Raw genomic sequence first — 23,301 nt, 5'->3', positions numbered from 1 at the left:
CTCAGCGCTCCTTCTTCTTGTACATCGCGAGCATGCGCTCGGTCACCGCGAACCCGCCGAAAATGTTGACGCTGGCGAATGCGACCGCGACCAGCCCAAGCCATTTGGCGATCTCCGCCCCCGCCGCCATCGACGCGATCAGCGCGCCGACGATGATCACCGACGAGATCGCATTGGTCACCGCCATCAGCGGCGTGTGCAGCGCCGGGGTGACCGACCAGACGACATAATAGCCGACGAAACAGGCCAGCACGAAAATCGACAGGATCGAGATGAAGTCCATGGATTACTCCGGCGCGACAAAATCAAAGACAAAGCGATACTCGCGCAATTGGATAGAGGGCGTGACAACCCTCGCGCTTTTACAACTCTTATCGAAGGCCGCAGCGACCAAGATCCCGCGAACTGCAGACTCCGGCTCCTCCATCTTGAGGTCGCCCATATAACCTAGAATTTGTCCGAGTGCCTCTCGTTTGGCTATCCCCGCCTTGAGCTCGATCACCACCAGCGCGCCCGCCTGGTCGACAGCGAGAATGTCGATGAAGCCGGAATCCACTGCACGCTCTACGCCGTCATCGACGATGACGAGGCCTGGCTCGAGCTGTTCGATGGCACCGCGCAGGCTTTCCTGAAGATGCCGCTCCAGTTCGAACTGCCTTCCTTCCCGCTTTTCTCGTAACGCTTCACCGGCAAGTTCTATTGCCGCGTCGTTGGCCACCTCGCTCTCGCCGCCACTATCACGAAATTCTCTGTAGGTTCGGACACCCGTTTTGAAATTATTGAGGACGTTGTAAGGGTTTCCGTCGATGCGCAACTTGGTGGGATTGGGACGGCCAGCTTTCTCATCGCCCAGAGAATATTGCAATGCTTCGATTACGCCAGCCAATTGATCGGCATCATAGAGAGCGTCCAAGTCTCCATATGCTTCTTCGACGCGCTTGGCGTTAGAATACCGAAGATTGACACTGTTCTTCGAATATCGTGGCGTCATCCAAGACTTGAACGCCTCAACCTTCACCCGAGCAACCTCTCGTGCACCACCTTGCCGTCCTGCGTCAGGCGGATCGCATTGCCGATTTCCTCGTCGAGCACCGGCTTGCCGGCTTCCTTGTCCCAGAAGGCCGAGAGGAAGTTGAACAGGTTGCGCGCGAACAGCGCCGAGCTGTCCGCCGCCAGCCGCGACGGTACATTGCGATGGCCGACGATCTTGACGCCATGGATCGTCACCACTTCGCCCGCCACCGCGCCTTCGACATTGCCGCCCGCCTCGACCGCGAGATCGACGATGACGCTGCCCGGCTTCATGCTGGCGATCTGCGCGTCGCTGATCAGTCGCGGTGCCGGGCGCCCCGGGATCAGCGCGGTGGTGATGACGATGTCCTGCTTTGCGATGTGGCTCGAGACCAGTTCGGCCTGCGCAGCCTTATATTCGTCGGACATCTCGGTGGCGTAGCCTCCGGTGCCCTCGCCCTCGATGCCCTTCACATTCTCGACGAAGATCGGCTTGGCGCCTAGCGACTGGATCTGCTCCTTCGTCGCCGCGCGCACGTCGGTCGCCGAGACCTGCGCGCCCAGTCGCCGTGCGGTGGCGATCGCCTGCAAGCCGGCCACGCCGACGCCCATCACGAACACCTTGGCTGCCGAGACGGTACCCGCCGCGGTCATCATCATCGGAAAGGCACGGCCATATTCGGCAGCCGCATCGAGCACCGCCTTGTAACCGGCGAGGTTCGACTGTGAGGAGAGGATGTCCATCGATTGCGCGCGGGTGATGCGCGGCATGAACTCCATCGCCAATGCTTCGGCGCCTAGTTCTGCGTAACGATCGACTCGTCCACGCTCGGCGAAAGGGTTTAGCCCCGCAACGATCCACGCACCCTGTTTCAGACCAGGCAGCTGGTCGGGATCGGGTCCCTGGACGCCAAGCACGATATCTGCATCGGCGAGGGTCTCGGCGCGGCCGCCGAGCGTCGCGCCAGCATCGACATAGCCTTGGTCGGCAATCGACGCCGTCTCGCCTGCTCCGGCCTCGACCGCGACAGTGGCGCCCAGACCGATGAACTTCTTGACGGTCTCGGGAGTCGCGGAGACGCGCCGCTCGCCCGCGGCTGCCTCCTTGAGCACCGCGATCCTCACCTCAACTGGCGATCATGAAGACGACGAAGGCGCCCACGGCGGCCGACGCGATCGTTCCCCACAGCATGAGCTTGGTGAAGCCGCTATAGGTTTCGGCGTGCACCTGAACTTCGGTGCTGTTTTCGCCCGTATCGGCCATGCGTCTGAATCCCCTCTACGCCACTTTTGTCCGAACCTTAACCGCCGTGCCGCCCCGCCTCAACCCCGCCACTGCAAACATCCTCTGTGCCGAGGCTTAAGCGGGCCTTTACCGATGTAGATTATGGGATACGACCTGAATTGGGACAGTGGGGACACTACGGATGACGCGCAACGGGCAGCGCCTCCTGATGTTGATCGACGACGAGCCGGCCCAGCGCCGCCTCGTCGCGGCCATCGCCGCGCGCCGCGGCTGGCGTACGGTCTTCGCAGGCGATTTCGAGACGTCGATTGCGATGCTCGGCACGCCGGACGGCATGGCGCTCGATGCGATCATCCTCGATCACGCCGCGTCGGATGCCGACGCCGCCGCCTTGATCGGCGAATTGCGCGAGCGCCGGCCGCAGCTGCCGATCCTCGTGCTCACCGCCAACAGCTCGGCCGCCGCTGCCGTCAGCGCGATGCGCGCCGGCGCTACCGACTTCCTCGTCAAGCCGATCGCCTCCGAACGCCTGCTCGCCGCACTTGAGGTAGCGGCCGGGGGCTTGGCCGCGGGCGAGCTCCGCCCGCTCACCGAGAAGCTGTCGGTCAGCCTCGCTTTCGACGAGATCGTCGGCAGCGCCCCGCAATTCCGCGCCGCGCTGGCGATCGCCGCCAAGGCCGCTCGCGCCCGCGTTCCGGTGCTGATCGAGGGCGAGAGCGGAGTCGGCAAGGAAGTCGTCGCCGAGGCGATCCACGCCGCCTCTCCGCGAAGCCGCAAGCCGGCGATCGCGGTCAATTGCGGCGCGATCCCCGCCAATCTCGTCGAATCGGAGTTGTTCGGGCACGAGAAGGGCGCCTTCACCGGCGCGTTCGAGCGCAAGATCGGCCGCTTCCAGGACGCCGATGGCGGCACCCTGTTCCTCGACGAGGTCGGCGAGATGCCGCTCGACGCGCAGGTCAAACTGCTCCGCGTGCTCCAGACCGGCGAGATCCAGCCGCTCGGCGCGCGCCACCCTCGCGAAGTCGATGTCCGCGTGATCGCCGCGACCAACAAGAGCCTGCTCGCCGAAGTGGAAGCCGGCCGTTTCCGCGAAGACCTTTATTATCGTCTCAACGTGGTGCAGGTGACGATCCCGCCGCTGCGCGAGCGCGCCGGCGATATCCCCGCGCTCGCCCGCCACTTGCTCGCGCGGGTCGCCGAGCAGCCCGGCCTCCGGCCGCTCGGCATCACCGACGACGCGCTGGCAATGCTCGGCAGCTATGATTGGCCGGGCAATGTCCGCCAGCTCCAGAACGCCCTGTTCCGCGCCGCGGTGCTCTGCGAGGGCGACGGACTGACGCGCGCCGACTTCCCGCAAATCGCCCAGCTCGCCGCGGGCCGGCCAGCCGGCAGCGCGCCGCAGCAGCATGGTTCGGGCAATGCCGGCGTCACATTGTTCCGTCCAGACGGCAATCTGCGGGCGCTCGACGAGATCGAGGCCGACGTCATTCGCCTCGCGATCGGCCATTATCGCGGCCGGATGACCGAAGTCGCACGGCGCCTCGGGATCGGCCGCTCGACTCTCTATCGCAAGCTCGGCGAACTCGGCATCGATCAAAGCGCGGCCTAGCGCGAACGCCAGAGGCTGAGTTCAGGCTGGCGCTTGCGTGCGTCCGGCAGGGGCCGCTCGATTCCGACAGGACCCAGCAACCGGCCCGGGTCATAATCGCCGCGCGCGAGCGTGAAGACATGGCCCTCGCGCACCAGCACCGCGCGCGCCGCTCCGGCATCGACATGCGGCGCACCTGCGAGACCATCGGCCCAACGGTCGCTCGCCGCTTCGGGCGCGACGACCAGCAGCCGCAAGCTGCTGCCGGTCCGGTCGAGATAGTGGCGCGCCGCGACGCCCATCGCGTCGCCCTGCACCAGCAGCACCGCGTGGGGGTCGACGCGCGTCGCCGCGGCGATCGCCTGCGGCCAGGCTTCGGTCTCGCGCATCGGCAGCCAGCGCAGCAACGCCCCCGCCTCGAGCGCGAGCAACAGCCCGAGCAAAGCGATGCGGACCGGCATCGAAGCCACGCGCATCAACGCTATCGCGACTAAAACCACCATCGGCCCCGCCGCCCAGAACAGGGTGCGCGGCAGGAAGATCGGCAGCCTCTGGCTCAGCGCCCAGAGCAGCAGCGGCGCACCGATCGCGAGTATCGCGAGCAGCACCACCACCGCCCGTCGATCGCGCGCGGCGAACCACAGACATCCGCCGAGCCATAGCAGCGCCAGCACCGGCAACAGCGCGACGCTCTCGCCGGCGATATAAAGCGGCAGATAGACCAGGCCGGTCATCTCCAACGCCTCGGCCATGCCCGGCCGCGGGATCCAGCCGAAGGTCGAGGCGGATGCGCCGGCCTGACCAAGGCTGATCCACGCCCACCAACTCCACAGCAAACCGATCCCGAAATTGGCGGCCAGCCAGCGCAGCAGCGCGGCACGGTCCCGGCGGAGAAGCGCGAGCATTGCGAGGTTGGCAAGCGCGACGAACACCACCATCGTCGTATGCGCATAGAGCGCGACCAACGCAGCGATGGCATAACCCAGCAAGGGCGCGAGCCGCGAACGTTCGAGATACACCGCCATCGCGGCACAACCGAACAGCGCGGCCGTATGGGCGAGGATATAGCCGCGCACCTCTTGCGAGAAGTCGAGATGCGCCGCCGAAACCGTCAGCAGCAGAGCCGCGAACAACCCCGCGCTGCTACCGCCGATCCGCCGCGCCAGCCACCACGCTGCGCCGATCCCCGCAGTGCCGATCAGCACCGAAAGCGACTGCACCGCGAAGTCGCTTTCGCCGAACACGGCCATCCAGCCCTTCAGCAACGTGTAGTAAAGCGGCGGATTGGCCTCGCGCGCCATCCAGTCGCTCCACAACGACGCCAGCGGCTGCTGCGCAAACCGGACCGCGGCGATCTCGTCGAACCACAAGGAATAACCCGAGGTGGCGAGCCGCAGCGCCGCGGCGCATAGCAGGATCGGCACGACCAGCCAGTCCGCCTTCGTCGCGCGCTCGCTCAAACTGCCCTCCCCCTTCGCCCGGTCTGTGTCGCGGCAGGCTGGGCCAGCGTCAAGCGCGGCGCACAGTCAGTCGCGCGGCGTAGGGATGATCGGCAGCATCCGATGGAGCACGCCGTCGCGGTTGAGAAACTGGTGCTTGATCGCGCCCAGCACATGCAGCCCGATCAGCACATAGGCCGCCTTGACCAACAGCTTGTGCGCACCGCCCAGCGCGTCACCGAGATTCTCCGAGCGCGGCAACGGCAAGTTGCCGATCGGGAACAGCCCGAACCAGTCGGTCGTCGGCGCCCCGCCCGCCGATGCCGCCGCCCAGCCGAGCAGCGGGATCGCGAGCAGCGCGAGATAAAAGAGGATATGCGTGCCGCGGGCGAGCAGCCGTTCCCAACCGGCCATGTGCGGGGGCAGCACCGGCCACGGATGCGTGATCCGCCAACCGAGCCGCACCAGCGTGAGCACGAAGATGGTAATCCCCAGCGACTTGTGCGTCGCGAACCAGCCGAGTTTGTCGGGGCCCTCGGCGTCCTCCATCCAGCCGCCGACCAGCACATTGGCGATCAGCAACGCGGCGATCGTCCAGTGGAGCAGGATCGAGAGGTTGGAATAGCGGCTTTCGGATTCGCGCATGGCATACCTCCCTTCGCACTGCACTGGCCCGATCGTCGAGCCCGCGCTAGGGCATTGGCATGCAGAACAATTTTGCCAGGCGAACGATCCTCGTCACCGGGGCAGCCTCGGGCATCGGCCTCGCGGTGGCCGAACGGCTTTCCGCAGAGGGCGCGAAGCGGCTGATTCTCATGGATCGCGACCGCGAGGCACTCGAACGCCTGACGCTTCCCTGCGACACCACTTTGGTGTGCGGCGACGTCCGCGAGGAACCGCTATGGGACGCAGTCGAGCCTGAACTTGGAGCGCTCGACCACGCCGTGATCAACGCCGGGGTCGCCAGCGCGGGAGCGATCGCCGACATGTCGTTCGATGCGTGGCGCCACATCCTCTCGGTCAATCTCGACGGTGCCTTTCTTACCCTGCGCGCTGCGATGCGCGCGATGAAAGGGCGTGGCGGCAGCATCGTGCTCACCGCATCGGCAGCCGGCGTGAAGGCCGAGGCCGGCGTCGCGGCGTATGGCGCGTCCAAGGCGGCACTGATCCACCTCGCCAAGGTCGCCGCCAAAGAAGGCGCGCCGCACGGCATTCGAGTCAACGCCATCGCGCCTGCGGGCGTCGAGACGCCGGTATGGGACGCGATCCCGATGTTCGCCGAACGCGCCGCCGAGATCGGCCGCGACGCCGCCTTTGCCGAGATGGCCGCAATGGCGACCCCGCTCGGCCGCTATGCCAAACCCGAGGAGATTGCCGGGCAGATCGGCTTCCTGCTCTCCGATCAGAGCGCGCTCGTCACCGGCGCGACCTTGATCAGCGACGGCGGCTACACGCTCTAGCCAGGTAGGCGCGACACCAGCGCCGCGTCGCGCATGCCGCGCCACACGCGCAGCGCCTGCGCAGTCTCGAACACGTCGTGGACGCGGATCAGTTGCGCCCCCAGCTCGGCCCCCTTGAGCGCGACCGCGAGCGATCCGCCGAGCCGTGCCTCGGCCGGCGCCTCGTTGGAGAGCGCGCCGATCATCCGCTTGCGGCTGGCGCCGAGCACGATGCCGCAGCCGATGCCGTGGAACAACGCAAGGCCATTGAGGAGCGCGAGATTGTCGGCGAGCGACTTGCCGAAACCGATGCCCGGATCGATCAGGATGCGCGCGCGATCGATGCCTTTCGCCACGACTTCGTCGACCCGCCGCTCGAGCCAGTCATAGACCTCGATCAGCGCATCGCCATAATTGCCGCCCTCATGACCCGTTTTGGCGGGATCGGGCGAATGCATCAGCACTATCGGGCAACCCGCCGCCGCCGTCACGTCGAGTGCGCGATCGTCGTAAAGCAAGGCTGAGACGTCGTTGACAATATGCGCGCCGGCGCCGAGCGCAGCCTCCATCACTGCGGCCTTGCGCGTGTCGATCGAGACCGCCGCACCGCTGCGCGCCAGCCGCTCGATCACCGGAACGACGCGCTCGATCTCGTCGCCTTCCCAGACTGTCGCCGCGCCCGGCCGGGTCGATTCACCGCCGACATCGACTATCGCCGCTCCGGCGACGGTCATATCGACTCCGGCCTGCGCCGCAGCGACCGGATCGCCGACATGCCTGCCGCCGTCGGAGAAGCTGTCGGGCGTGAGGTTGAGGATAGCCATAGCCTGCGGCTGGTCGAGCCGAACCACACGCTCGCCCAGCGCGAGCGATGCGCGTGGCGCCGCGATGCGCGCGGCGATCGCCTGCGCCCGTTCATCGTCCGGAAGATCGGCGACCGCGACGGTGCGCTGAAGCGTGCGCTTGTCGCCCTCGACTGCGATCAGTTCATACGCCGAAAACCAGCACAGCCCGCCGGCGAGCCGCGCGACGCTGCCGTCATCGTGACCGACGGGGGTGTCGATGAATTGGGTCGGCCGCAGATAAACCCGCGCATCCGCTGGCAGCGAAAAGGTCACAGCACCTCCGTTCGCCCCGAGCCTGTCGAAGGGCGGCTCTTACTTCGATAGCGAAAGACGATGCTTCGACAAGGCTTGCCTGAGCCCGTCGAAGCGTTCAGCACGAACGGGGAAGCTCAGGGTTGCGTCGCCAGCAGCCAGGTCTGACGGAGCGCGTCGATCGGCTTGAGCGCGCCCTCATCCTCGAAATGCCACCACGTCCAGCCATTGCACGACGGGGCGTTCTGCAGCGTCGCCCCGAGCTTGTGGATGGAGCCCGTGACGTCACCGCACTTGAGCGAGCCATCGGCACCGACCACCGCGCGGTGGCGCCGCTTCGAATCGGTGAGCACCGTGCCGGGGGCGATATAGCCATTCTCGACCAGCTGGCCGAAAGCGACGCGAGGCGCCGCCTTGGGCGCCTGCATCGTGGTCAACGCCGATTCGTCGAGCGGCAGCGCCGCGTCGATGCGTGCCTGCGCCGCCTCGACATAAATGCCTTCGCGATCGATGCCGATCCAGCGGCGGCCGAGGCGCTTGGCGACTGCGCCGGTGGTGCCCGTGCCGAAGAACGGATCGAGGACGACATCGCCCTTCCTCGTCGCGGCGAGAAGGATCCGGTAGAGCAGAGCTTCCGGCTTCTGGGTCGGGTGGACCTTGTAGCCGTCCTTCTTGAGCCGCTCCTGTCCGCCGCAGATCGGGAATTCCCAGTCGCTGCGCATCTGCAGCTCGTCGTTGAGCGTCTTCATACTGCGATAGTTGAAGGTGTAGCGCGCCTTCTCGCCCTTGGACGCCCAGATCAGCGTCTCGTGCGCATTGGTGAAGCGCGTGCCCTTGAAATTGGGCATCGGATTGGCCTTGCGCCAGATGATGTCGTTGAGGATCCAGAAGCCGAGATCCTGGATCGCGCTGCCGACCTTGAAAATGTTGTGATAGCTGCCGATCACCCAGATCGAGCCATCGTCCTTGAGAATGCGCCGCGCTTCGGCCAGCCATTCGCGCGTGAACTTGTCATAGGCGGCGAGGCTGTCGAACTTGTCCCATTCGTCGGTGACGGCGTCGACATGGCTGCCATCGGGGCGGTTGAGGTCGCCGCCAAGCTGGAGATTATAGGGCGGATCGGCGAAGATCATGTCGATCGACTTGGCCGGCAGCGCACGCATCGCCTCGATGCAATCGCCGCGCAGGATGGTGTCGAGCGGCAGGACCGGCACCGATTCCGCAGCCGTGCGGCTCCGCACACTGACCTTTTCCAACACCCCCATGCACTCAACTCCCTTGCCCGAACCCCCGTATTCGCGGGTCGCGGAGTCCGCCGTCAAGCAAACATTGGTTAACGAAAATGCCTCCTAAAGCGTTAACGGGGCAGAACATTTGGGCACTCGCCCAGATGTTGAGTCAAGAAGTTATCCACAGGCGCAAGCGCTGGTGGTGTGGCGCAAAAGACTCAGTTTCGGGCGGGGCGCATTTTCGTCATCCCATCGAAGGCGAATATCCAGCGCCAGAAGCAGCATCGCTCCGACATCTGGATCCCGCCTTTGCAGGGATCGCGATGGACGTCGCGGATACGGAGGAACGAATCCGGAGGTGGGAGCGCCGGATCAGGTTGCCGTGCCGCCCACCGTCAGGCCTTCGACCAGCAGGCTCGGCTGGCCGACCCCGGCCGGGACGCTCTGCCCGCCCTTTCCGCACATGCCGACGCCTTCGTCGAGCGCGAAATCATTACCGATCCCGGTGACGCGGGTAAGTACCGACGGGCCGTCGCCGATCAGGGTCGCGCCCTTGATCGGCGCGCCGAGCTTGCCGTTCTCGATGCGATACGCCTCGGTGCACGAGAAGACGAACTTGCCCGAGACAATGTCGACCTGACCGCCGCCGAAGCTCTTTGCATAGATGCCCTTTTTCACGCGGCTCATCAGCTCGGCGGGATCGTCCTTGCCGCCCTTCATGAAAGTGTTGGTCATGCGCGGCATCGGCGCGTGCTGGAACGATTCGCGGCGGCCGTTGCCGGTGGGCTCGACTCCCATCAGCCGCGCATTGAGGCGATCCTGCATATAGCCTTTGAGGATTCCATCCTCGATCAGGATGGTCTCACGCGTCGGCGTGCCTTCGTCGTCGATCGACAGCGAGCCGCGGCGGTCCATGATCGAGCCGTCATCGACCACGGTGACGCCAGCCGCGGCGACGCGTTCGCCGATGCGGCCGGAAAAGGCGCTGGTGCCCTTGCGATTGAAATCGCCTTCGAGCCCATGGCCGACCGCCTCATGAAGCAGCACGCCGGGCCAGCCCGGGCCGCACAAAACGGTCATGTCGCCTGCCGGGGCGTCGACTGCGTCGAGATTGACCAATGCCTGCGCCAACGCCTCGTCGATCGCACGATTCCACGTTCCGTGCTCGAACAGCCGATCGTAGAGCGTACGCCCGCCGGTTCCGAAGCTGCCGGTCTCGCGGCGACCGTTCGCCTCGACCACGATCGAGACGTTAAGGCGGACGAGCGGTCGGACATCGGTGGCGATGAAGCCGTCGGGACGAACGATCTCGACCACCCCCCACGATCCGGTGAGCCCGACCGAGACCTGCACCACCCGCGGATCGCGCGCGCGGGCGGCGGCATCGATCGTCTGGCAGAGATTCACCTTGTCGGCGAAAGGGACGAGATCGAGCGGATCGTTATCGGTGTAGAGATGGCGGTTGTTGCCCTGCGGCGCGGCTGCCTTGCCCGCCTTGCCCGGTTCGATCAGCGCCATCGTCTCGGCGGCGCGGCGAATCGCGGCGCGGCTGATCTCATTGGCATGCGCGAAGGCAGTGGTCTCGCCCGAAACCGCGCGGAGCCCGAAACCCGATTGGGTATCGAACGATGCGGTCTTGAGCCGGCCGTCGTCGAAGCCGAACGCCTCGGTCTTGCGATATTGGAGATAGAGTTCGCCATCCTCGGCGTTCGCCAGCGCATCGGCGGTCAGCCTGGTGGCGGTTTCGGGATCGAGCTCGCGATAGAGGAAAGCGCGGGGATCGGAGGGAATCGACATGCCTCCGATATAGGACGGTTAGACGCTCGCGCCAGCCGGGTGATCGGGCAGCCGGCTCTGATCGGCGCCGTCGGCGGGTCCCCCGATCAGCACGAAGCGGCGATCACAATAGCCGCAATCGACATAGCCGTGCTCGTCGATCTGCAGGAAGACGCGCGGATGGCCCAATGCGGCGGGTACGCCGGGGCCGCTGCCGTCACAGGCGACGCGGGCGTGGGAAGTGCGGATCGTCTCGGGCAAAGGCGCGGTCATGAGTCGCCGATAGCAAGGGCGAAGGAGGCCTTCAATTCTTTCGTCACCCCCGGCGAAGACCGGAATCTCGAGCCGTCGCGCCCGCCCGAGATTCCGGTCCTGGCCGAGGGACGGAATTGGCTAAGCGCTTGGCGAGCGCCGCGCGCCGCCCTAGAGCCATCTCATGACCCAGGCCGCGATCGAGATCGACAATCTCTGCAAGACCTATGCGGGCGGCAAGCGCGCGCTCGACGGGGTGAGCTTCGACGTTCCCCGCGGCCAGATCTTCGGGCTGCTCGGACCCAATGGGGCGGGCAAGTCGACGCTGATCAACATTCTCGCCGGCCTCGTCAACAAGACCGAGGGCCGCGCATCGATCTGGGGCTTCGACGTCGACGCGCATCCGCGCAACGCCAAGGCCAGCATCGGTATCGTCAACCAGGAGATCACCTTCGACCCCTTCTTCACCCCGCGCGAAACGTTGGAGATCCAGGCGGGGCTCTATGGCGTCGGCAAGGGCCAGTTCGACGCGATGGCGCTGCTCCGTGCCGTCCATCTCGAGGACAAGGCAGAGGCCTATTCGCGCACGCTTTCGGGTGGCATGAAGCGCCGGCTGATGGTCGCCAAGGCAATGGTCCATTCGCCGCCGATCATCGTGCTCGACGAGCCCACTGCGGGCGTCGACGTCGAGCTGCGCCAGCAGCTCTGGGCATATGTCAAGCAACTGAACGCGCGCGGCGTGACCGTAGTGCTGACCACGCACTATCTCGAGGAAGCCGAGCAGCTCTGCGACCGGATCGCGATCATCAATCACGGCAAGCTCATCGCCAACAAGCCGACCCGCGAGCTGGTCGGGATGGCGCAGGAGAAGGTAGTCGAAGTCACCGTCGACCGCGACGTGCCGGTGCTGCCCGAGAATGCCTGCTTCCAGAAGATCGAGTTGAGGGCCGAACGGACCTTGGTGATCACCTATCGCAAGGATCAGGCGAATGCCGGTGAGGTGCTCGGCGCGGTGCAGGGTGGCGGCTATGGCATCGTCGACGTCTCGACTCGCGAGGCCGATCTCGAGGACGTGTTCCTCAATCTGACCCGCGCCAGCGCCTAATCCGTTGCGGTAGCACGCGTATCGGCGGTGGCGCTCTCCAGCAGGAACTCGCCCTGATCCGCGCCGTTCCAATAATGCGCGCGAACGCCATGCACCTTGATCAGCGTGAGGCCCGGGGTGTCGACGCCCTGCGCGAACCACATGTCGAGGTCCTTGGTCCAATGCGCCTCGAACTGCGCCTTGTCCTCGATCAGCTCGGCCTCGCCCTCGATATGGACGAACAGCGGCTTCATGCCGAGCAGCCCGCTTTTGCCGTGAAAGCTCAGCGCGCATTTCGGATCGGCGCGCAGGTCTTGCACCGTGCGGGTGTCCTCGCAGGCGAAATACCAGCTGTCGCCGTCATATTCGACGTCGCGGTTGTTGCTCATCGGCCGGCCGGCGATCGTGCCGCCGTCCGAATGGGTGGAGAGCGTCGCGAAGTCGATTTGCTTGATGATCTCTGCCAGCTCGGCGAGTGTCTTGGTCACGCGTCATCTCCTCGTTGCAGGAGACAGAACGCAATTGATCTGGATTATCTCCAGTCGAGCTGGGGCCAGCCGCGCGCATCGGCGAGCTTCCGGAGCGGACCATGTGCGTTGACCGCGAACGGCTCGTCCGCCCATTCGAGCAACGGCGCGTCGGAGACATGATCGGAATAGGCGCGAACATGCACGTCCCGCCGCGAGACTCCCGCGCCCTGCATCCAGCTTTCGATCATGCGGAGCTTTACGGGCCCGTAACAGTTATCCCCCTCGATCAGGGAGAGAATACGGCCTTGCCCATCGCGTCTCGCCGTCGTGGCGACCACATCGTCGAATCCGAGCCGCTGCGCGATCGCCGCGGCATAGTAACCGTGCGAGGCGGTGGCCATCACCAGCCGATAGCCGGCTGCCCGATCGCTCTCGATCCGCGTGCGCGCGCCGTGGAGCACCCCCTTGTCGAGTTCCGCGTCGGCAAAGCGCTCGGCGACGGCTTCGAGTTCGGCGGCAGTGAGTGCGCGGCCGAGCAGCAGGCGCTGCGAGACCTGCTTGAGCCCGGACCGATCGACCAATTTGAGGAGATAGCCGAGCCCCGCCACCCCGACGGCCGGCATCAGCGAGAGGCGCCATGGCGCCCGCATGCGCGCGGCATGCACGAGGAACCGCGTCCAGGTCGGCGCCGCAGTGATCGTCTTGTCCATATCGTAGATTGCCAGGTGCTGCATTGGCGCATCTAGGCTTCCACAGCTTGCCAGAGCAAATCCTTGCCGTTCCAACGCGAATCGCCGAAAGGAGACGGCGATGAGGGGAAGCGCGGATTTCGAACGAATCGATGCGGGCGACGGCGCGACGCTGCGCTTCACCGGCAATTTGTCGCTGGCCTGCCTGCGCGATCTGCCCGAGCGGCTCAACGCGATCGAAGGGCCGGTCGCCAGGCTCGACCTGAGCGAAGTCGAGCGGATCGATACGGTGGGCGCGTGGCTGGTTCACCGCTTCGCCCGCGATCATGGCTCGACTATCGACGGCCTCGAGGAAGACGAGCAGCACCTGCTCGATCAGGTCGCCGCGGCCGAGCATCCGATCGAGCTGCCGCGCAAGCCCGCCGATCCGTTCACGCGGATGCTGGGCGAAGTCGGCGATGCGATCTTCGTCGCGGGTCACACGCTGTACGGCCTGCTGGGCTTCATGGGCGCGACGACGATCGCCTTCTGGAACGTCTTCACCCACCCCAGGCGCTTCCGCTTCAACGCCACCGTCCATCGCTTCGAAGTGGTCGGTGTCTCGGCGCTGGGCATCATCGGCCTGATGAGCTTTCTGATCGGGATCGTCATTGCGCAGCAGGGTGCGGTCCAGCTCCGCCAGTTCGGCGCCGAGGTCTATACGATCAACCTCGTCGGGCGGATCACCTTGCGCGAGCTCGGGGTGCTGATGACCGCGATCATGGTCGCCGGCCGCTCGGGCTCGGCCTTCGCCGCGCAACTGGGCACGATGAAGCTCACCGAAGAGATCGACGCGATGCGTACGATCGGCGTGTCGCCGATGGAGGCGCTCGTGGTGCCGCGCACGCTGGCAGTGGTGCTGATGATGCCGTTGCTCGGCTTCTATGCATCGCTCGTCGCGATCATGGGCGGCGGACTGCTGTGCTGGATCAGCCTCGACATTCCGCCGGTAACCTTCATCCAGCGCATCCGCGAAGTCGTGCCGCTCACCGATCTGTGGGTCGGACTGGTCAAGGCGCCGGTGTTCGGCGCGATCATCGCCATCTCGGGCTGCTTCCAGGGGATGCAGGTCGAAGGCGACGCCGAACAAGTGGGCAATCGCACGACGATCGCCGTGGTGCAGGCGATCTTCCTCGTCATCGTGCTCGACGCCTTCTTCGCCGTCTTCTTCAGTGAAGTGGGCTGGATATGATGGCGCGCCGCGAACAGGAGGACGTGATCATCCGCGTGGCCGGCCTCAAGAACGGCTTCGGCGAGCAGATCGTCCATGAGGGGCTCGACCTCGAAGTGCGCCGCGGCGAGATCCTCGGCGTGGTCGGCGGATCGGGCACGGGCAAATCGGTGCTGATGCGCTCGATCGTCGGGCTGCAGACTCCGCTCGAGGGCAGCATCGAAGTGTTCGGCGAGAACACGATCGGCCGCGAGGAAACCGAGGCGACCAACATCCGCAAGCGCTGGGGCGTGCTGTTCCAGGGCGGCGCCCTGTTCTCGACCCTGACCGTTTCCGAGAACGTCCAGGTTCCGATCAAGGAATTCTATCCCGGCCTCGATCAGGCGCTGCTCGAGGAGATCGCGGCATACAAGGTGGTGATGACCGGGCTACCCCCCGATGCCGGCCCCAAATATCCGGCCGAGCTTTCGGGCGGCATGAAGAAACGCGCCGGGCTTGCGCGCGCGCTGGCGCTCGACCCGGAATTGCTGTTCCTCGACGAGCCGACCGCGGGGCTCGATCCGATCGGGGCTGCGGCGTTCGACGAACTGACCGCGTCGCTCCAGAAGACCTTGGGGCTGACCGTGTTCCTGATCACCCACGATCTGGATACGCTGTACGCGATCTGCGACCGGGTCGCGGTGCTCGCCGACAAGCATGTGATCGCGGTCGGCACGATCGACGAACTGCTCGCACTGGATCACCCGTGGATCGAGGAATATTTCAAGGGACCGCGCGGCCGCGCCGCGGTCGCCAGCGCCGAACGGGCGCAAGCGAGGACATGAGGCTCTGATGGAAACGCGATCGAACCATGTACTCGTCGGCGCGGTGGTGCTGATCCTGCTCGCAGTGCTGGCCCTGTTCATCGTCTGGCTGGCGCGATTGGGTGGCGGCAACGAGCGCCAGTACGACATCTTCTTCAAGCAGGCAGTCGACGGGCTCAATCCCGGCTCGGCAGTGAGCTTTTCGGGCGTGCCTTCGGGACAGGTCAAGGAAATCTCGTTCTGGAAGCCCGATCCCAGCCTCGTTCGCGTGCGGATCAGCGTCAATGACGACGTGCCGATCCTCGAAGGCACCACCGCATCGATCCAGGGCAGCTTCACCGGGCCGAGCACGGTGCAGCTCGACGGCGCGGTCAAAGGCGCGCCGCCGATCGTCTGCCCCGAACAGAATCCGCGCGCGGCCTGCCCGCTCGGCGTACCGGTGATCCCGACCAAGCAAGGCGGGCTCGGGGCGCTGCTCAGCTCGGCCCCGCAATTGCTCGAGCGCATCTCGACGCTGACCGAGCGCCTTTCCGAACTGCTCGGCGACAAGAATCAGAATTCGATTGCGGGCATCCTCGCCAACACCAATCGGCTTACCGACGCGCTCGCCGATCGCGGGCCGGAGATTGCCGCGACCCTCGCCGAGACGCGGCTCGCGATCCAAAAGTTCGGAGGCGCGACCGAGGAACTCGGCAAGCTCGCCGCGACGACCAACGGCGTGATCGCCGAGGACGTCCGCCCGACGATCGCCAATCTCAACCGCACGATCGGATCGGCGCGCAAGAGCATGGAGACGCTCGACGCGACGATCGGCGACGCGCGGCCGGGGCTGCAGGCGCTGTCGAAGAAGACGATCCCCGAGATCGGCCAGCTCGTTCAGGATCTGCGGGTGATGTCGACCAGCCTCGCCTCGGTCGCGGAGAAGCTCGATCAGGGCGGCGCGTCGAGCCTCGTCGGCTCGCCCAAGCTGCCCGACTACAAAAAGAAGTGAGGACCATGATGACCAAGCGCGCTTTGCTTCTGGCCCTGCCGCTGCTGGCCTCCTTGAGCGGCTGCATCTCGTTCGGCGGCAAGCCGCCAAAATCGCTGTTGACGCTGACGCCGACGGCCACCCTGCCGATCGGCGAATCGCAGCGTTCGAATGTCGCGGCGACGATCACCGTCGCAGTGCCTTCGCTGCCGCAGGAACTAGCCTCGTCGCGGGTGCCGGTGCATTCGGGCGGGACCGCGATCGCCTTCGTCAAGGACGCGCAATGGGTCGAGCGCCCCTCGCAGCTGCTCCAGCGGCTGCTCGGCGACACGATCACCGCGAAGACCGGACGGCTGGTGCTAAGCTCACGCCAATCCCTCACCGATCCCGGCGCCTATCTGATGGGCGAACTGCGCCGCTTCGGGGTGGAGGAAGAGACCAAAGAGGTCGTGGTGACCTATGACGCCGCACTCGTCCGCGGGCCGGAGACGGTGGTCGAAAAGCGCCGCTTCGAGGCGCGCGTGCCGGTAACCGAAATCGAGGCGGCCCCTGTCGGCGCCGCGCTCAACCAGGCAGCGAACGAGGTGGCCGGGCAAGTCGCGGAGTGGGTCGGGAAATAGCTTAGGGCGCGCGGCGGATCGGGGCCTGTGCGTTGCAGATGTCGGCACCGCCCGCGGGAACGGTGAAGAAGGGCGGCTGCCGGTTCTCGCGTTCCTTGAGCCACGCGGCGAAGCGTTCATTGTCGGTGGCGCGATACTGGAAATGCGGGCGCTCGTCCTCGGGCAGCTGGCTTGCGAGCCGCGCCGACAGGATCGGCAAGCGCTCGGCGGGACTCTCGTAGACGCCGAGATTGCCCCCGCCACGCGGCAGGCTGGAGAGCCATTGCATCCCTTCCACCACTCGGCCGACCAATGCGATGTTGCGGTCGAGATGCCGCGGGGCGTGGCCGATCACCGTGTAGAGCTCAGCGCCGCTTCCGGTGCTCGGCGCCAGGTCGCGGGCCACGCCGACCATGCCATAGCAATGGGTAAGCCAGCTGATCTTGCCGTCGGTGGCGAGCGGCCAGCCATCGGCGCTGTGTCCGGTCTTCGCCGCATAGGGATCGGTGCGCGTGAAACCGGTAACGCCGTCGTAGCGGCTCCATTCATATTCGGCAGGCGGATTCTCGATCACCATGGGGGGCAGCGCAGTCTTGTCATCGCCACCGCCCCATTGCGCGACATAATTGTCTTGGACGCGATAGACGCTGGTGCCGTCCCACCAATGCGCCTCGGCGAGCTTGCGGATATTGGCGACATGCGCCGGCGCATAGCGCGGCGCGAGCCGGATGAAGACCTGATGTCCGCCGCGAAGCGTCATCACCAGCAACTCGTTGTCGGGGATCGGCTGCCAGTCGGCCGCGGCGGCGTCGCTGGCGGGCGGTGCGGCGGGCGCTGTCTGGGCGAGGGTTGGAACGGCGGCGGCGAGTGCGGAGAGCGCGAGCAGGGACTTGAGCATGGTGCGAGACTGGCACGCGCCGCGATGCTTGCCTAGCCCGCCTGCACGGGCTAGGGCGCCGCCTTCCGGGTAATGCGGAGCGGTGGCCGAGTGGTCGAAGGCGCTCGCCTGGAAAGTGAGTATACGCCAAAAGCGTATCGAGGGTTCGAATCCCTCCCGCTCCGCCACGGACCATTCCACAGGGGTCCGCAAAAGACCACTGGTCTCGACTTTTTCCTCTTGATTATCGATGCTTAGCAGACCGGTTCGGCCTCGGCCGTCCGTGCCCGTCCATGCCCATCCAACGAATCGGAAGGGCGAAAACGAGGTACGCGCGGTCGGAAAACGAGGTATTTCCGGAGACCGAACCATGCTTACCGATGTCAAGGTGCGCACGGCCAAGCCGCGCCCCAAAACTTACAAGATTGCGGACGCCAATCGCCTTTCTCTGATGGTCACCCCGAGCGGCGGCAAGCTTTGGCGGTGGAACTATGAATATGACGGCAAGAACAAGACGATGGCCTTCGGCGCCTATCCGCTCGTATCGCTGGCCGAAGCGCGCGAGAAGCGCGACGAGGCCTATTCGCTGCTGAGCGAAGGGCACGATCCCGCTGTCGCAAAGCGGCTGAAGATCGAGACAAACATCGAAGCCGGACGCCAGACCTTCGAGCGCGTGGCGCGCGAGTGGCATGGGAATGCCAAGGCCCAATGGGCGACGATCCATGCGAGCGACGTCGTCCGCAGCTTGGAGCGCGATGTTTTTCCAACGATCGGCTCCTTGCCGATCGCGCAGCTTACGCCGCCGCTGGTTCTCGGCGTCCTGCGAGAGATCGAGACCCGGGGTGCCATCGAAACCGCGAAGCGCGTGAGGCAGCGCATCTCAGCGGTGTTCGTCTACGCCATCGCCCAAGGGATCGCCACGAGCGATCCTGCCGAAAAACTTGGCGCGGTGCTCAAGCCGCTGCGCAAGGGCCGGCAGCCTGCGATCACCGACATCGTGCCACTGCGCAAGATGATCCTGGCGGCCGAGGAGGACAATGCGCGGCCGATCACCCGGCTGGGCCTGAGGATGCTGGCGCTAACGGCTGTCAGGCCAAGCGAATTGCGCGGTGCCGACTGGGCTGAATTCGACGATCTTGATGGAAAGCTGCCGCTCTGGCGCATCCCGTCAGCCCGAATGAAGGGAGATTTCGACCGGAAGGAGGAAATCAACGGGGATCATCTTGTCCCCCTCACGCCGCAGGCGGTCGCTGTGTTGCGGGCGATCTGGCCGCTGACCGGCGGCGGACCGCTGGTCTTCCCGAGCAACCGGCATGCGCATCGCCCGATGAGCGAGAATGCGATCGGCTATCTGCTGAACCGGGCCGGTTATCACGGGCATCACGTGCCGCATGGATTTCGCGCGGCCTTCTCCACCATCATGAACGAGTGGGCGGAGCGAAATGGCAATCCCCACGATCGCAGGGTGATCGACTTGATGCTCGCCCATGTGCCCAAGGACAAGGTCGAGGGAGCCTACAACCGGGCGGCCTATATGCCGCGGCGGCGAGAGCTCGCGAAAGTCTGGGCGGATATGCTCAGCAAGGGATTGCCTGATCCGGTGGCTCTGGTCGGTCGCCCCGTGAAAGATCTTGGCTTGCGCTCGCGGCGGAGGTTGCCATCACCGGTCGAGCCGGACTTCCGGTTCCCGGTTCAGCGCCGCGCCGCTCGATAGTCGTTCCTGGACAATTGGTAACGTTTATGTTACTGTAATGACGGTAAGGTGATCGTTCAGGAGTATATTCGTCTCGGCAGGGCGGCTTTGCGCCCCAATTGCGGTCGTTTGGCATTACCAGCATCGAACCTGAAAGCCGTCGTCGTTCGGGCGTGTGTCGCCACCCCTCGCGAGTTACGTCTCGGTACGCTCGCGGTCAGTTGCGGGAAGCCTGGGGCGGCGCCAATTTCACGAACCTTGCTCCGGCCTCTGCTTATGTAGGACTAAGTGGATCAGGCACATGCCCCGCGAGAAATTTGCGCGTCAGCGGTCGAGCGAGCTCCGTCGGTCGGATCCGGGGCCAGTCGCCAGCGCCGCTAGAATTCGATGAAACCAAGCCGCTTTGAAACGAGGTAGGCCGTTTGGCCGCGCTGCTCGGCTTCGAACGAGCACCTCCCTCAGCGCCAAGCCTGCATCGTTTTCTTCCACGAAAGGATGTGCGAGTTCATTTCCCGTAGTGAACCAATCTTCGTAATCGCCGGGCGCTCCCGCTTTAAGGCGGGCGCTGACGTCCACACCTTGGACGCCACAAAGGGCGCCCTTTTGCCCCGATTTCGATTATCCGCTGCTGATTGCACCCGTTTCTGGGAGCGCTCCTTGCCGACCAAAGCCCGGCTCGAGTTTGAAAGGGCGACGATGGTTTGCAGGTCCAACCTACGTCATGTCCGAATTCCGCTCCGGGTAGGTCACAAGCGAGCGTCGAAGTGTTGATATCACGGGCGAAATCCATGAGCGTCTTGTTTTCGTCAATTGAAGCGTTAATCCCTTGAATAAACACGCCAGGAGGATCGGTGGCGTTAGGGGCAGAACTTGGCAGTACGGAAGAACTGATACGCGTGCTCTACGATGAGTTGCGCCGGATCGCGGGACGTGAGCATCGCCGCGCCGGAAGCCCGATGACCCTTCAGCCGACCGCTTTGGTCGGCGAGGCCTATTTCCGGATGCAGGGACGTGCCGAGTGGGCGAACCGCGCGCATTTTCTCGGCTGCGCCGCGACGGCGATGCGGCACGTCCTGCTCGATGCGGCGCGGGCCCGGTTGCGGGCGAAGCGCCATGCGCCGATCGCCAGCCTCACCGGCGCGCTGAAGACGCTCGCCGCAGAGCCTGCCGAGGATGCCGAGATGGTGCGCCTCGGTGATGCCCTCGCCGCACTCGGACGACGCGATCCGCAGCTTGCGAAGCTGGTCGACTGCCGCTTCTTTGCCGGTCTCGACGAGCAGGAGACCGCCGAGGTGCTCGGCGTCACCGACCGGACGGTGCGGCGCTGGTGGATTCGGGCGCGCGCCTGGATCCACGAGGAAATGGCCGAAGCCTAGCGTAGCGTTCGCACGCGCGCCTCGACGCGCCTAATCGCCTGAAGGCCGTACTCCCCGGCTGGTCCCATCGCCGTGAACCCTGCGACTCCGCGCGCGACCGCCGCCTGCGCTGCGGGCTTGTCGCCGCCCTTCAGTGCAACGACCGCCTCGGTAAGCGCAAGCTGCGGCGCCAGGGGATTGGCGGGCGGCATTGCAGCGAGCGTCGCGCGCGCGCGACCGAGAGCGGCTCTGGCACCTGCCGCCTCATCAAGTTCGGCGAGCGTCTGTGCCTCGGCGAGATCGAGGACGATCACGGGAATCGAACGCTCTCCGAGGAACCGCACCGCCATCGGCCGCGCCTCGGCAAGCGATACGCGAGCCTCGGCAAAGCGATTGCCGGCGATCTGGGCCTTGGCGAGCTGCGCAAGATCGGTGGCGAGGCCAGGGGTCTGGCCGAACAACCGGCGGCGGCGCGCCGTGACGTCCGCGGCGATCTTCTCGGCGCGGGCAACGTCGCCGGTGCGCAGCGCCCAGGCGCCGCGGAGTTGCTCGATCCCGAGCGCCTGGATCAAGTCGCGGCGGCCGGGTTGCGCCAGCGCGCGATCGATCCGGGCGAAGACCCGTCCGAACTCCGCCAGCCGATTGGCTTCGATCAGATAGACGAGGAGATTGTTGTATCTCGCGAGCAGCGCACTGTCGTTCCCGGCATAGGCGCGATCGGCGGCATCGAAGTTCGCCGTCAGCAAACCGATCGCTGTGTCGTAATCGCGAGCGCGCCGCGCAATCGCGGCGCGGGCGCCAAGTGCGTCCTGGATGTCGGCGGCGTTGCGCTCGGGGTCGGCGGCAAACACCTTGTCGGCCTGATCGAGCAACGGCGGCGCTTCCTCGACCGCGCCGATGGCGACCGCGGTGTCGGCCAGCCGGATCTTGAGCCTCGCGGTGAGGACCGGGTCTTCGGCACCGATGCCGCGCGCCAGCGCGTCCTTGGCGAGCGCGTACCCCCCCTTGCCGTCGCCGAGATTGACATAGAGATCGACCAGCGCATTGACCGCACTGCCCGAACGCGGGCTGCGATCGAGCGTGGCGAGCATGCGCAGCGCCGATTCGTCGAGGGTCTGCTTGAGGGTCAGGTCGTTCGAATATCCGCCCTGGGCGAACATCAAGGTCAGCGTCTGGACGATCGAATCCGATCGCCGCGCCTCGGCCAACGCGCCGTCGCGCTGGACTGCGGCGCGGTGCGCCTGCACGGCGATTCCACCTGCGCCGAGCAGCAGCGCGACGATCACCGCGGCACCCGCGGTGAGCGCGATGCGGTGGCGCCGCAGATAACGGGACAGCCGATAGCGACGCGAGCCGACCCGCGCGCGCACCGGCTGCGCGGTCTCGTAGCGGCGCAGATCCTCCGCCATTGCGTCGACCGAGACGTAACGGTCCATCGGCAGCTTGCGTATCGCCTTGAGGACAATCGCGTCGAGATCGCCCCGCAGACGGCTCGCCGGCACCGGGGCACCGGAACCCGCCGACCGGCTCGGCGGCGCGGGATCCTCGCTGAGCATGCGTCGCACAAGCGTCGGCAGCGATCCGCCGGCACCAGCCCACGGCGTGGCACCGGTGAGCAACTGGTAGAGCACCAGCCCGAGCGCATGGACGTCAGTCGCCACGGTGACCGGCTCGTCGGCCAGTTGCTCGGGTGCGGCGTAATCGGGAGTCATCAGCGCACTGGTCTGCAGCGTGTCATTGCCCCCGCCTTCGCCGATCAGCTTTGCGATGCCGAAGTCGAGCAACTGCACCCGTCCGCTCGCGTCAACGAGGATGTTCGAAGGCTTGAGGTCGCGATGCACGACCAGATTGGCGTGGGCGAACGAAACCGCGGCGCAGATGTCGCGGAACAGGCGCAGCCGCTCGTTGAGCCCGACGCGATGGGCCTTGCACCATTGATCGATCGGCATTCCCTCGACATAGGTCATCGCCATCCACGGACGGCCGTCCTCAGTGAGACCGCCGTCGATCAGCCGGGCAATGCCGGGATGCTCGAGCCTTGCGAGCACGCGCCGCTCGCGATCGAACAGCGCCGCGTTGGGGATCGCGTCGAGGCGCAGCAGCTTGATTGCGACGCGCTGCTCGAACCCGGCGCCGGTGCGGTGCGCGAGATGGACTTCCCCCATTCCTCCGCGGCCGAGCAAGCGCTCCACCGCAAACGCTCCGATCCGCGTCCCTTCGGCAAGTCCGGCCGGCTCGAGCGTAGGTGGAAGCTGGGGAGGCGCATCGAGAATCCCGACCTGCTCGCTGCTGCGGAGCAGGGCGCGCACGCGCTGCGCGACATCAGGCGCGACCCGTGCCAGCGCCACCTCACGCGCTTTGGCGTCCAGCGGCTCGATGGCATCAAAGGCATCAGCCACGGCACCCCACGCCGCCGTTTCGCTCGGCTTCATTGTTCCCCCCAATTCGCCATGGACAGTGCCTGCGCAAATACG

Annotated in this window: 23 protein-coding genes and 1 tRNA gene; 10 read left to right on the top strand and 14 right to left on the bottom strand. The window is 65.8% G+C overall.

Features of this window, described 5'->3' with window-relative positions; translation table 11 throughout:
- Position 1: 1 nt before the first annotated feature.
- From Q9Q95_RS14620 to Q9Q95_RS14605, 4 genes are all read right to left on the bottom strand, one after another.
- Positions 2 to 283: an NAD(P) transhydrogenase subunit alpha gene (locus Q9Q95_RS14620; protein ID WP_025560861.1), complete on the bottom strand. Its 282-nt coding sequence runs from the start codon at positions 281 to 283 to the stop codon at positions 2 to 4.
- Positions 284 to 286: 3 nt separating this feature from the next.
- A complete protein-coding gene (locus Q9Q95_RS14615) occupies positions 287 to 913 on the bottom strand; it encodes an endonuclease NucS domain-containing protein (protein ID WP_306097868.1) in 627 nt (208 codons plus the stop codon).
- A 101-nt stretch (positions 914 to 1,014) separates the two neighbouring features.
- Positions 1,015 to 2,136 carry a Re/Si-specific NAD(P)(+) transhydrogenase subunit alpha gene (locus Q9Q95_RS14610; protein WP_306097867.1) on the bottom strand — a complete coding sequence of 374 codons (1,122 nt, stop codon included), beginning with the start codon at positions 2,134 to 2,136 and terminating at the stop codon, positions 1,015 to 1,017.
- A gap of 1 nt (position 2,137) precedes the next feature.
- Positions 2,138 to 2,275, bottom strand: coding sequence for an aa3-type cytochrome c oxidase subunit IV (locus tag Q9Q95_RS14605; RefSeq protein ID WP_306097866.1), 138 nt, complete (start codon positions 2,273 to 2,275; stop codon positions 2,138 to 2,140).
- Between the two features lie 163 nt (positions 2,276 to 2,438).
- On the opposite strand from Q9Q95_RS14605, the gene Q9Q95_RS14600 reads away from it, so the two are divergent.
- Complete coding sequence (locus Q9Q95_RS14600; RefSeq protein ID WP_306097865.1) at positions 2,439 to 3,866, top strand: sigma-54 dependent transcriptional regulator; 1,428 nt, start codon at positions 2,439 to 2,441, stop codon at positions 3,864 to 3,866.
- Here the strand turns inward: Q9Q95_RS14600 and Q9Q95_RS14595 are convergent.
- Both Q9Q95_RS14595 and Q9Q95_RS14590 read right to left on the bottom strand, forming a co-directional pair.
- Positions 3,863 to 5,305, bottom strand: coding sequence for a glycosyltransferase family 39 protein (locus tag Q9Q95_RS14595; RefSeq protein WP_306097864.1), 1,443 nt, complete (start codon positions 5,303 to 5,305; stop codon positions 3,863 to 3,865). The genes Q9Q95_RS14600 and Q9Q95_RS14595 overlap by 4 nt on opposite strands.
- Before the next feature lie 66 nt (positions 5,306 to 5,371).
- A complete protein-coding gene (locus Q9Q95_RS14590) occupies positions 5,372 to 5,929 on the bottom strand; it encodes a cytochrome b (protein ID WP_306097863.1) in 558 nt (185 codons plus the stop codon).
- Between the two features lie 59 nt (positions 5,930 to 5,988).
- On the opposite strand from Q9Q95_RS14590, the gene Q9Q95_RS14585 reads away from it, so the two are divergent.
- A complete protein-coding gene (locus tag Q9Q95_RS14585) occupies positions 5,989 to 6,744 on the top strand; it encodes an SDR family NAD(P)-dependent oxidoreductase (RefSeq protein ID WP_306097862.1) in 756 nt (251 codons plus the stop codon).
- Here the strand turns inward: Q9Q95_RS14585 and folP are convergent.
- The 4 genes from folP to Q9Q95_RS14565 form a co-directional block, all read right to left on the bottom strand.
- Positions 6,741 to 7,841: a dihydropteroate synthase gene (gene folP, locus Q9Q95_RS14580; RefSeq protein WP_306097861.1), complete on the bottom strand. Its 1,101-nt coding sequence runs from the start codon at positions 7,839 to 7,841 to the stop codon at positions 6,741 to 6,743. The genes Q9Q95_RS14585 and folP overlap by 4 nt on opposite strands.
- 116 nt (positions 7,842 to 7,957) lie before the next feature.
- Positions 7,958 to 9,085 carry a site-specific DNA-methyltransferase gene (locus Q9Q95_RS14575; RefSeq protein WP_306097860.1) on the bottom strand — a complete coding sequence of 376 codons (1,128 nt, stop codon included), beginning with the start codon at positions 9,083 to 9,085 and terminating at the stop codon, positions 7,958 to 7,960.
- A 336-nt stretch (positions 9,086 to 9,421) separates the two neighbouring features.
- On the bottom strand, positions 9,422 to 10,846 hold the full coding sequence (gene tldD, locus Q9Q95_RS14570) for a metalloprotease TldD (RefSeq protein ID WP_306097859.1): 1,425 nt from the start codon (positions 10,844 to 10,846) through the stop codon (positions 9,422 to 9,424).
- 18 nt (positions 10,847 to 10,864) lie between these two features.
- A complete protein-coding gene (locus tag Q9Q95_RS14565; RefSeq protein WP_306097858.1) occupies positions 10,865 to 11,098 on the bottom strand; it encodes a zinc-finger domain-containing protein in 234 nt (77 codons plus the stop codon).
- A gap of 163 nt (positions 11,099 to 11,261) precedes the next feature.
- On the opposite strand from Q9Q95_RS14565, the gene Q9Q95_RS14560 reads away from it, so the two are divergent.
- On the top strand, positions 11,262 to 12,182 hold the full coding sequence (locus Q9Q95_RS14560; protein WP_306097857.1) for an ABC transporter ATP-binding protein: 921 nt from the start codon (positions 11,262 to 11,264) through the stop codon (positions 12,180 to 12,182).
- Here the strand turns inward: Q9Q95_RS14560 and Q9Q95_RS14555 are convergent.
- Positions 12,179 to 12,649, bottom strand: coding sequence for a pyridoxamine 5'-phosphate oxidase family protein (locus Q9Q95_RS14555; RefSeq protein ID WP_306097856.1), 471 nt, complete (start codon positions 12,647 to 12,649; stop codon positions 12,179 to 12,181). The genes Q9Q95_RS14560 and Q9Q95_RS14555 overlap by 4 nt on opposite strands.
- A gap of 44 nt (positions 12,650 to 12,693) precedes the next feature.
- Positions 12,694 to 13,365, bottom strand: a complete 672-nt coding sequence (locus Q9Q95_RS14550) for an HAD family phosphatase (RefSeq protein WP_306097855.1) — start codon at positions 13,363 to 13,365, stop codon at positions 12,694 to 12,696.
- 76 nt (positions 13,366 to 13,441) lie between these two features.
- Here Q9Q95_RS14550 and Q9Q95_RS14545 point away from each other — a divergent pair, with 76 nt between their 5' ends.
- The 4 genes from Q9Q95_RS14545 to Q9Q95_RS14530 are packed head-to-tail and all read left to right on the top strand — an operon-like array spanning position 13,442 to position 16,923.
- On the top strand, positions 13,442 to 14,551 hold the full coding sequence (locus tag Q9Q95_RS14545) for an ABC transporter permease (protein ID WP_306097854.1): 1,110 nt from the start codon (positions 13,442 to 13,444) through the stop codon (positions 14,549 to 14,551).
- A complete protein-coding gene (locus Q9Q95_RS14540; protein ID WP_371876775.1) occupies positions 14,548 to 15,354 on the top strand; it encodes an ABC transporter ATP-binding protein in 807 nt (268 codons plus the stop codon). The genes Q9Q95_RS14545 and Q9Q95_RS14540 overlap by 4 nt, the downstream gene beginning before the upstream one ends.
- Positions 15,355 to 15,361: 7 nt before the next feature.
- Complete coding sequence (locus Q9Q95_RS14535) at positions 15,362 to 16,324, top strand: MlaD family protein (RefSeq protein ID WP_306097853.1); 963 nt, start codon at positions 15,362 to 15,364, stop codon at positions 16,322 to 16,324.
- Positions 16,325 to 16,329: 5 nt separating this feature from the next.
- Positions 16,330 to 16,923 carry an ABC-type transport auxiliary lipoprotein family protein gene (locus Q9Q95_RS14530; protein WP_371876773.1) on the top strand — a complete coding sequence of 198 codons (594 nt, stop codon included), beginning with the start codon at positions 16,330 to 16,332 and terminating at the stop codon, positions 16,921 to 16,923.
- A gap of 1 nt (position 16,924) precedes the next feature.
- On the opposite strand, the gene Q9Q95_RS14525 is transcribed toward Q9Q95_RS14530, so the two are convergent.
- Positions 16,925 to 17,800 carry a peptidylprolyl isomerase gene (locus Q9Q95_RS14525; RefSeq protein ID WP_306097852.1) on the bottom strand — a complete coding sequence of 292 codons (876 nt, stop codon included), beginning with the start codon at positions 17,798 to 17,800 and terminating at the stop codon, positions 16,925 to 16,927.
- Positions 17,801 to 17,876: 76 nt separating this feature from the next.
- Here Q9Q95_RS14525 and Q9Q95_RS14520 point away from each other — a divergent pair.
- From Q9Q95_RS14520 to Q9Q95_RS14510, 3 genes are all read left to right on the top strand, one after another.
- Positions 17,877 to 17,967: transfer RNA gene (locus tag Q9Q95_RS14520), tRNA-Ser, on the top strand.
- Positions 17,968 to 18,149: 182 nt separating this feature from the next.
- On the top strand, positions 18,150 to 19,493 hold the full coding sequence (locus Q9Q95_RS14515) for an integrase arm-type DNA-binding domain-containing protein (protein ID WP_306097851.1): 1,344 nt from the start codon (positions 18,150 to 18,152) through the stop codon (positions 19,491 to 19,493).
- An 830-nt stretch (positions 19,494 to 20,323) separates the two neighbouring features.
- The gene (locus tag Q9Q95_RS14510; protein ID WP_306097850.1) at positions 20,324 to 20,848 is read left to right on the top strand and encodes an ECF-type sigma factor; all 525 of its coding nucleotides are present in this window, start codon (positions 20,324 to 20,326) and stop codon (positions 20,846 to 20,848) included.
- Here Q9Q95_RS14510 and Q9Q95_RS14505 read toward each other — a convergent pair.
- Entirely contained in the window at positions 20,845 to 23,259 is a 2,415-nt protein-coding gene (locus Q9Q95_RS14505) for a serine/threonine-protein kinase (RefSeq protein ID WP_306097849.1), read from the bottom strand. The two genes, Q9Q95_RS14510 and Q9Q95_RS14505, sit on opposite strands and share 4 nt — an antisense overlap.
- Between the last annotated feature and the right edge of the window lie 42 nt (positions 23,260 to 23,301).

Source organism: Sphingomonas sp. DG1-23 (assembly GCF_030730875.1).
Lineage (GTDB): Bacteria > Pseudomonadota > Alphaproteobacteria > Sphingomonadales > Sphingomonadaceae > Sphingomonas.
This window is presented reverse-complemented; position numbering and strand designations above follow the sequence as displayed.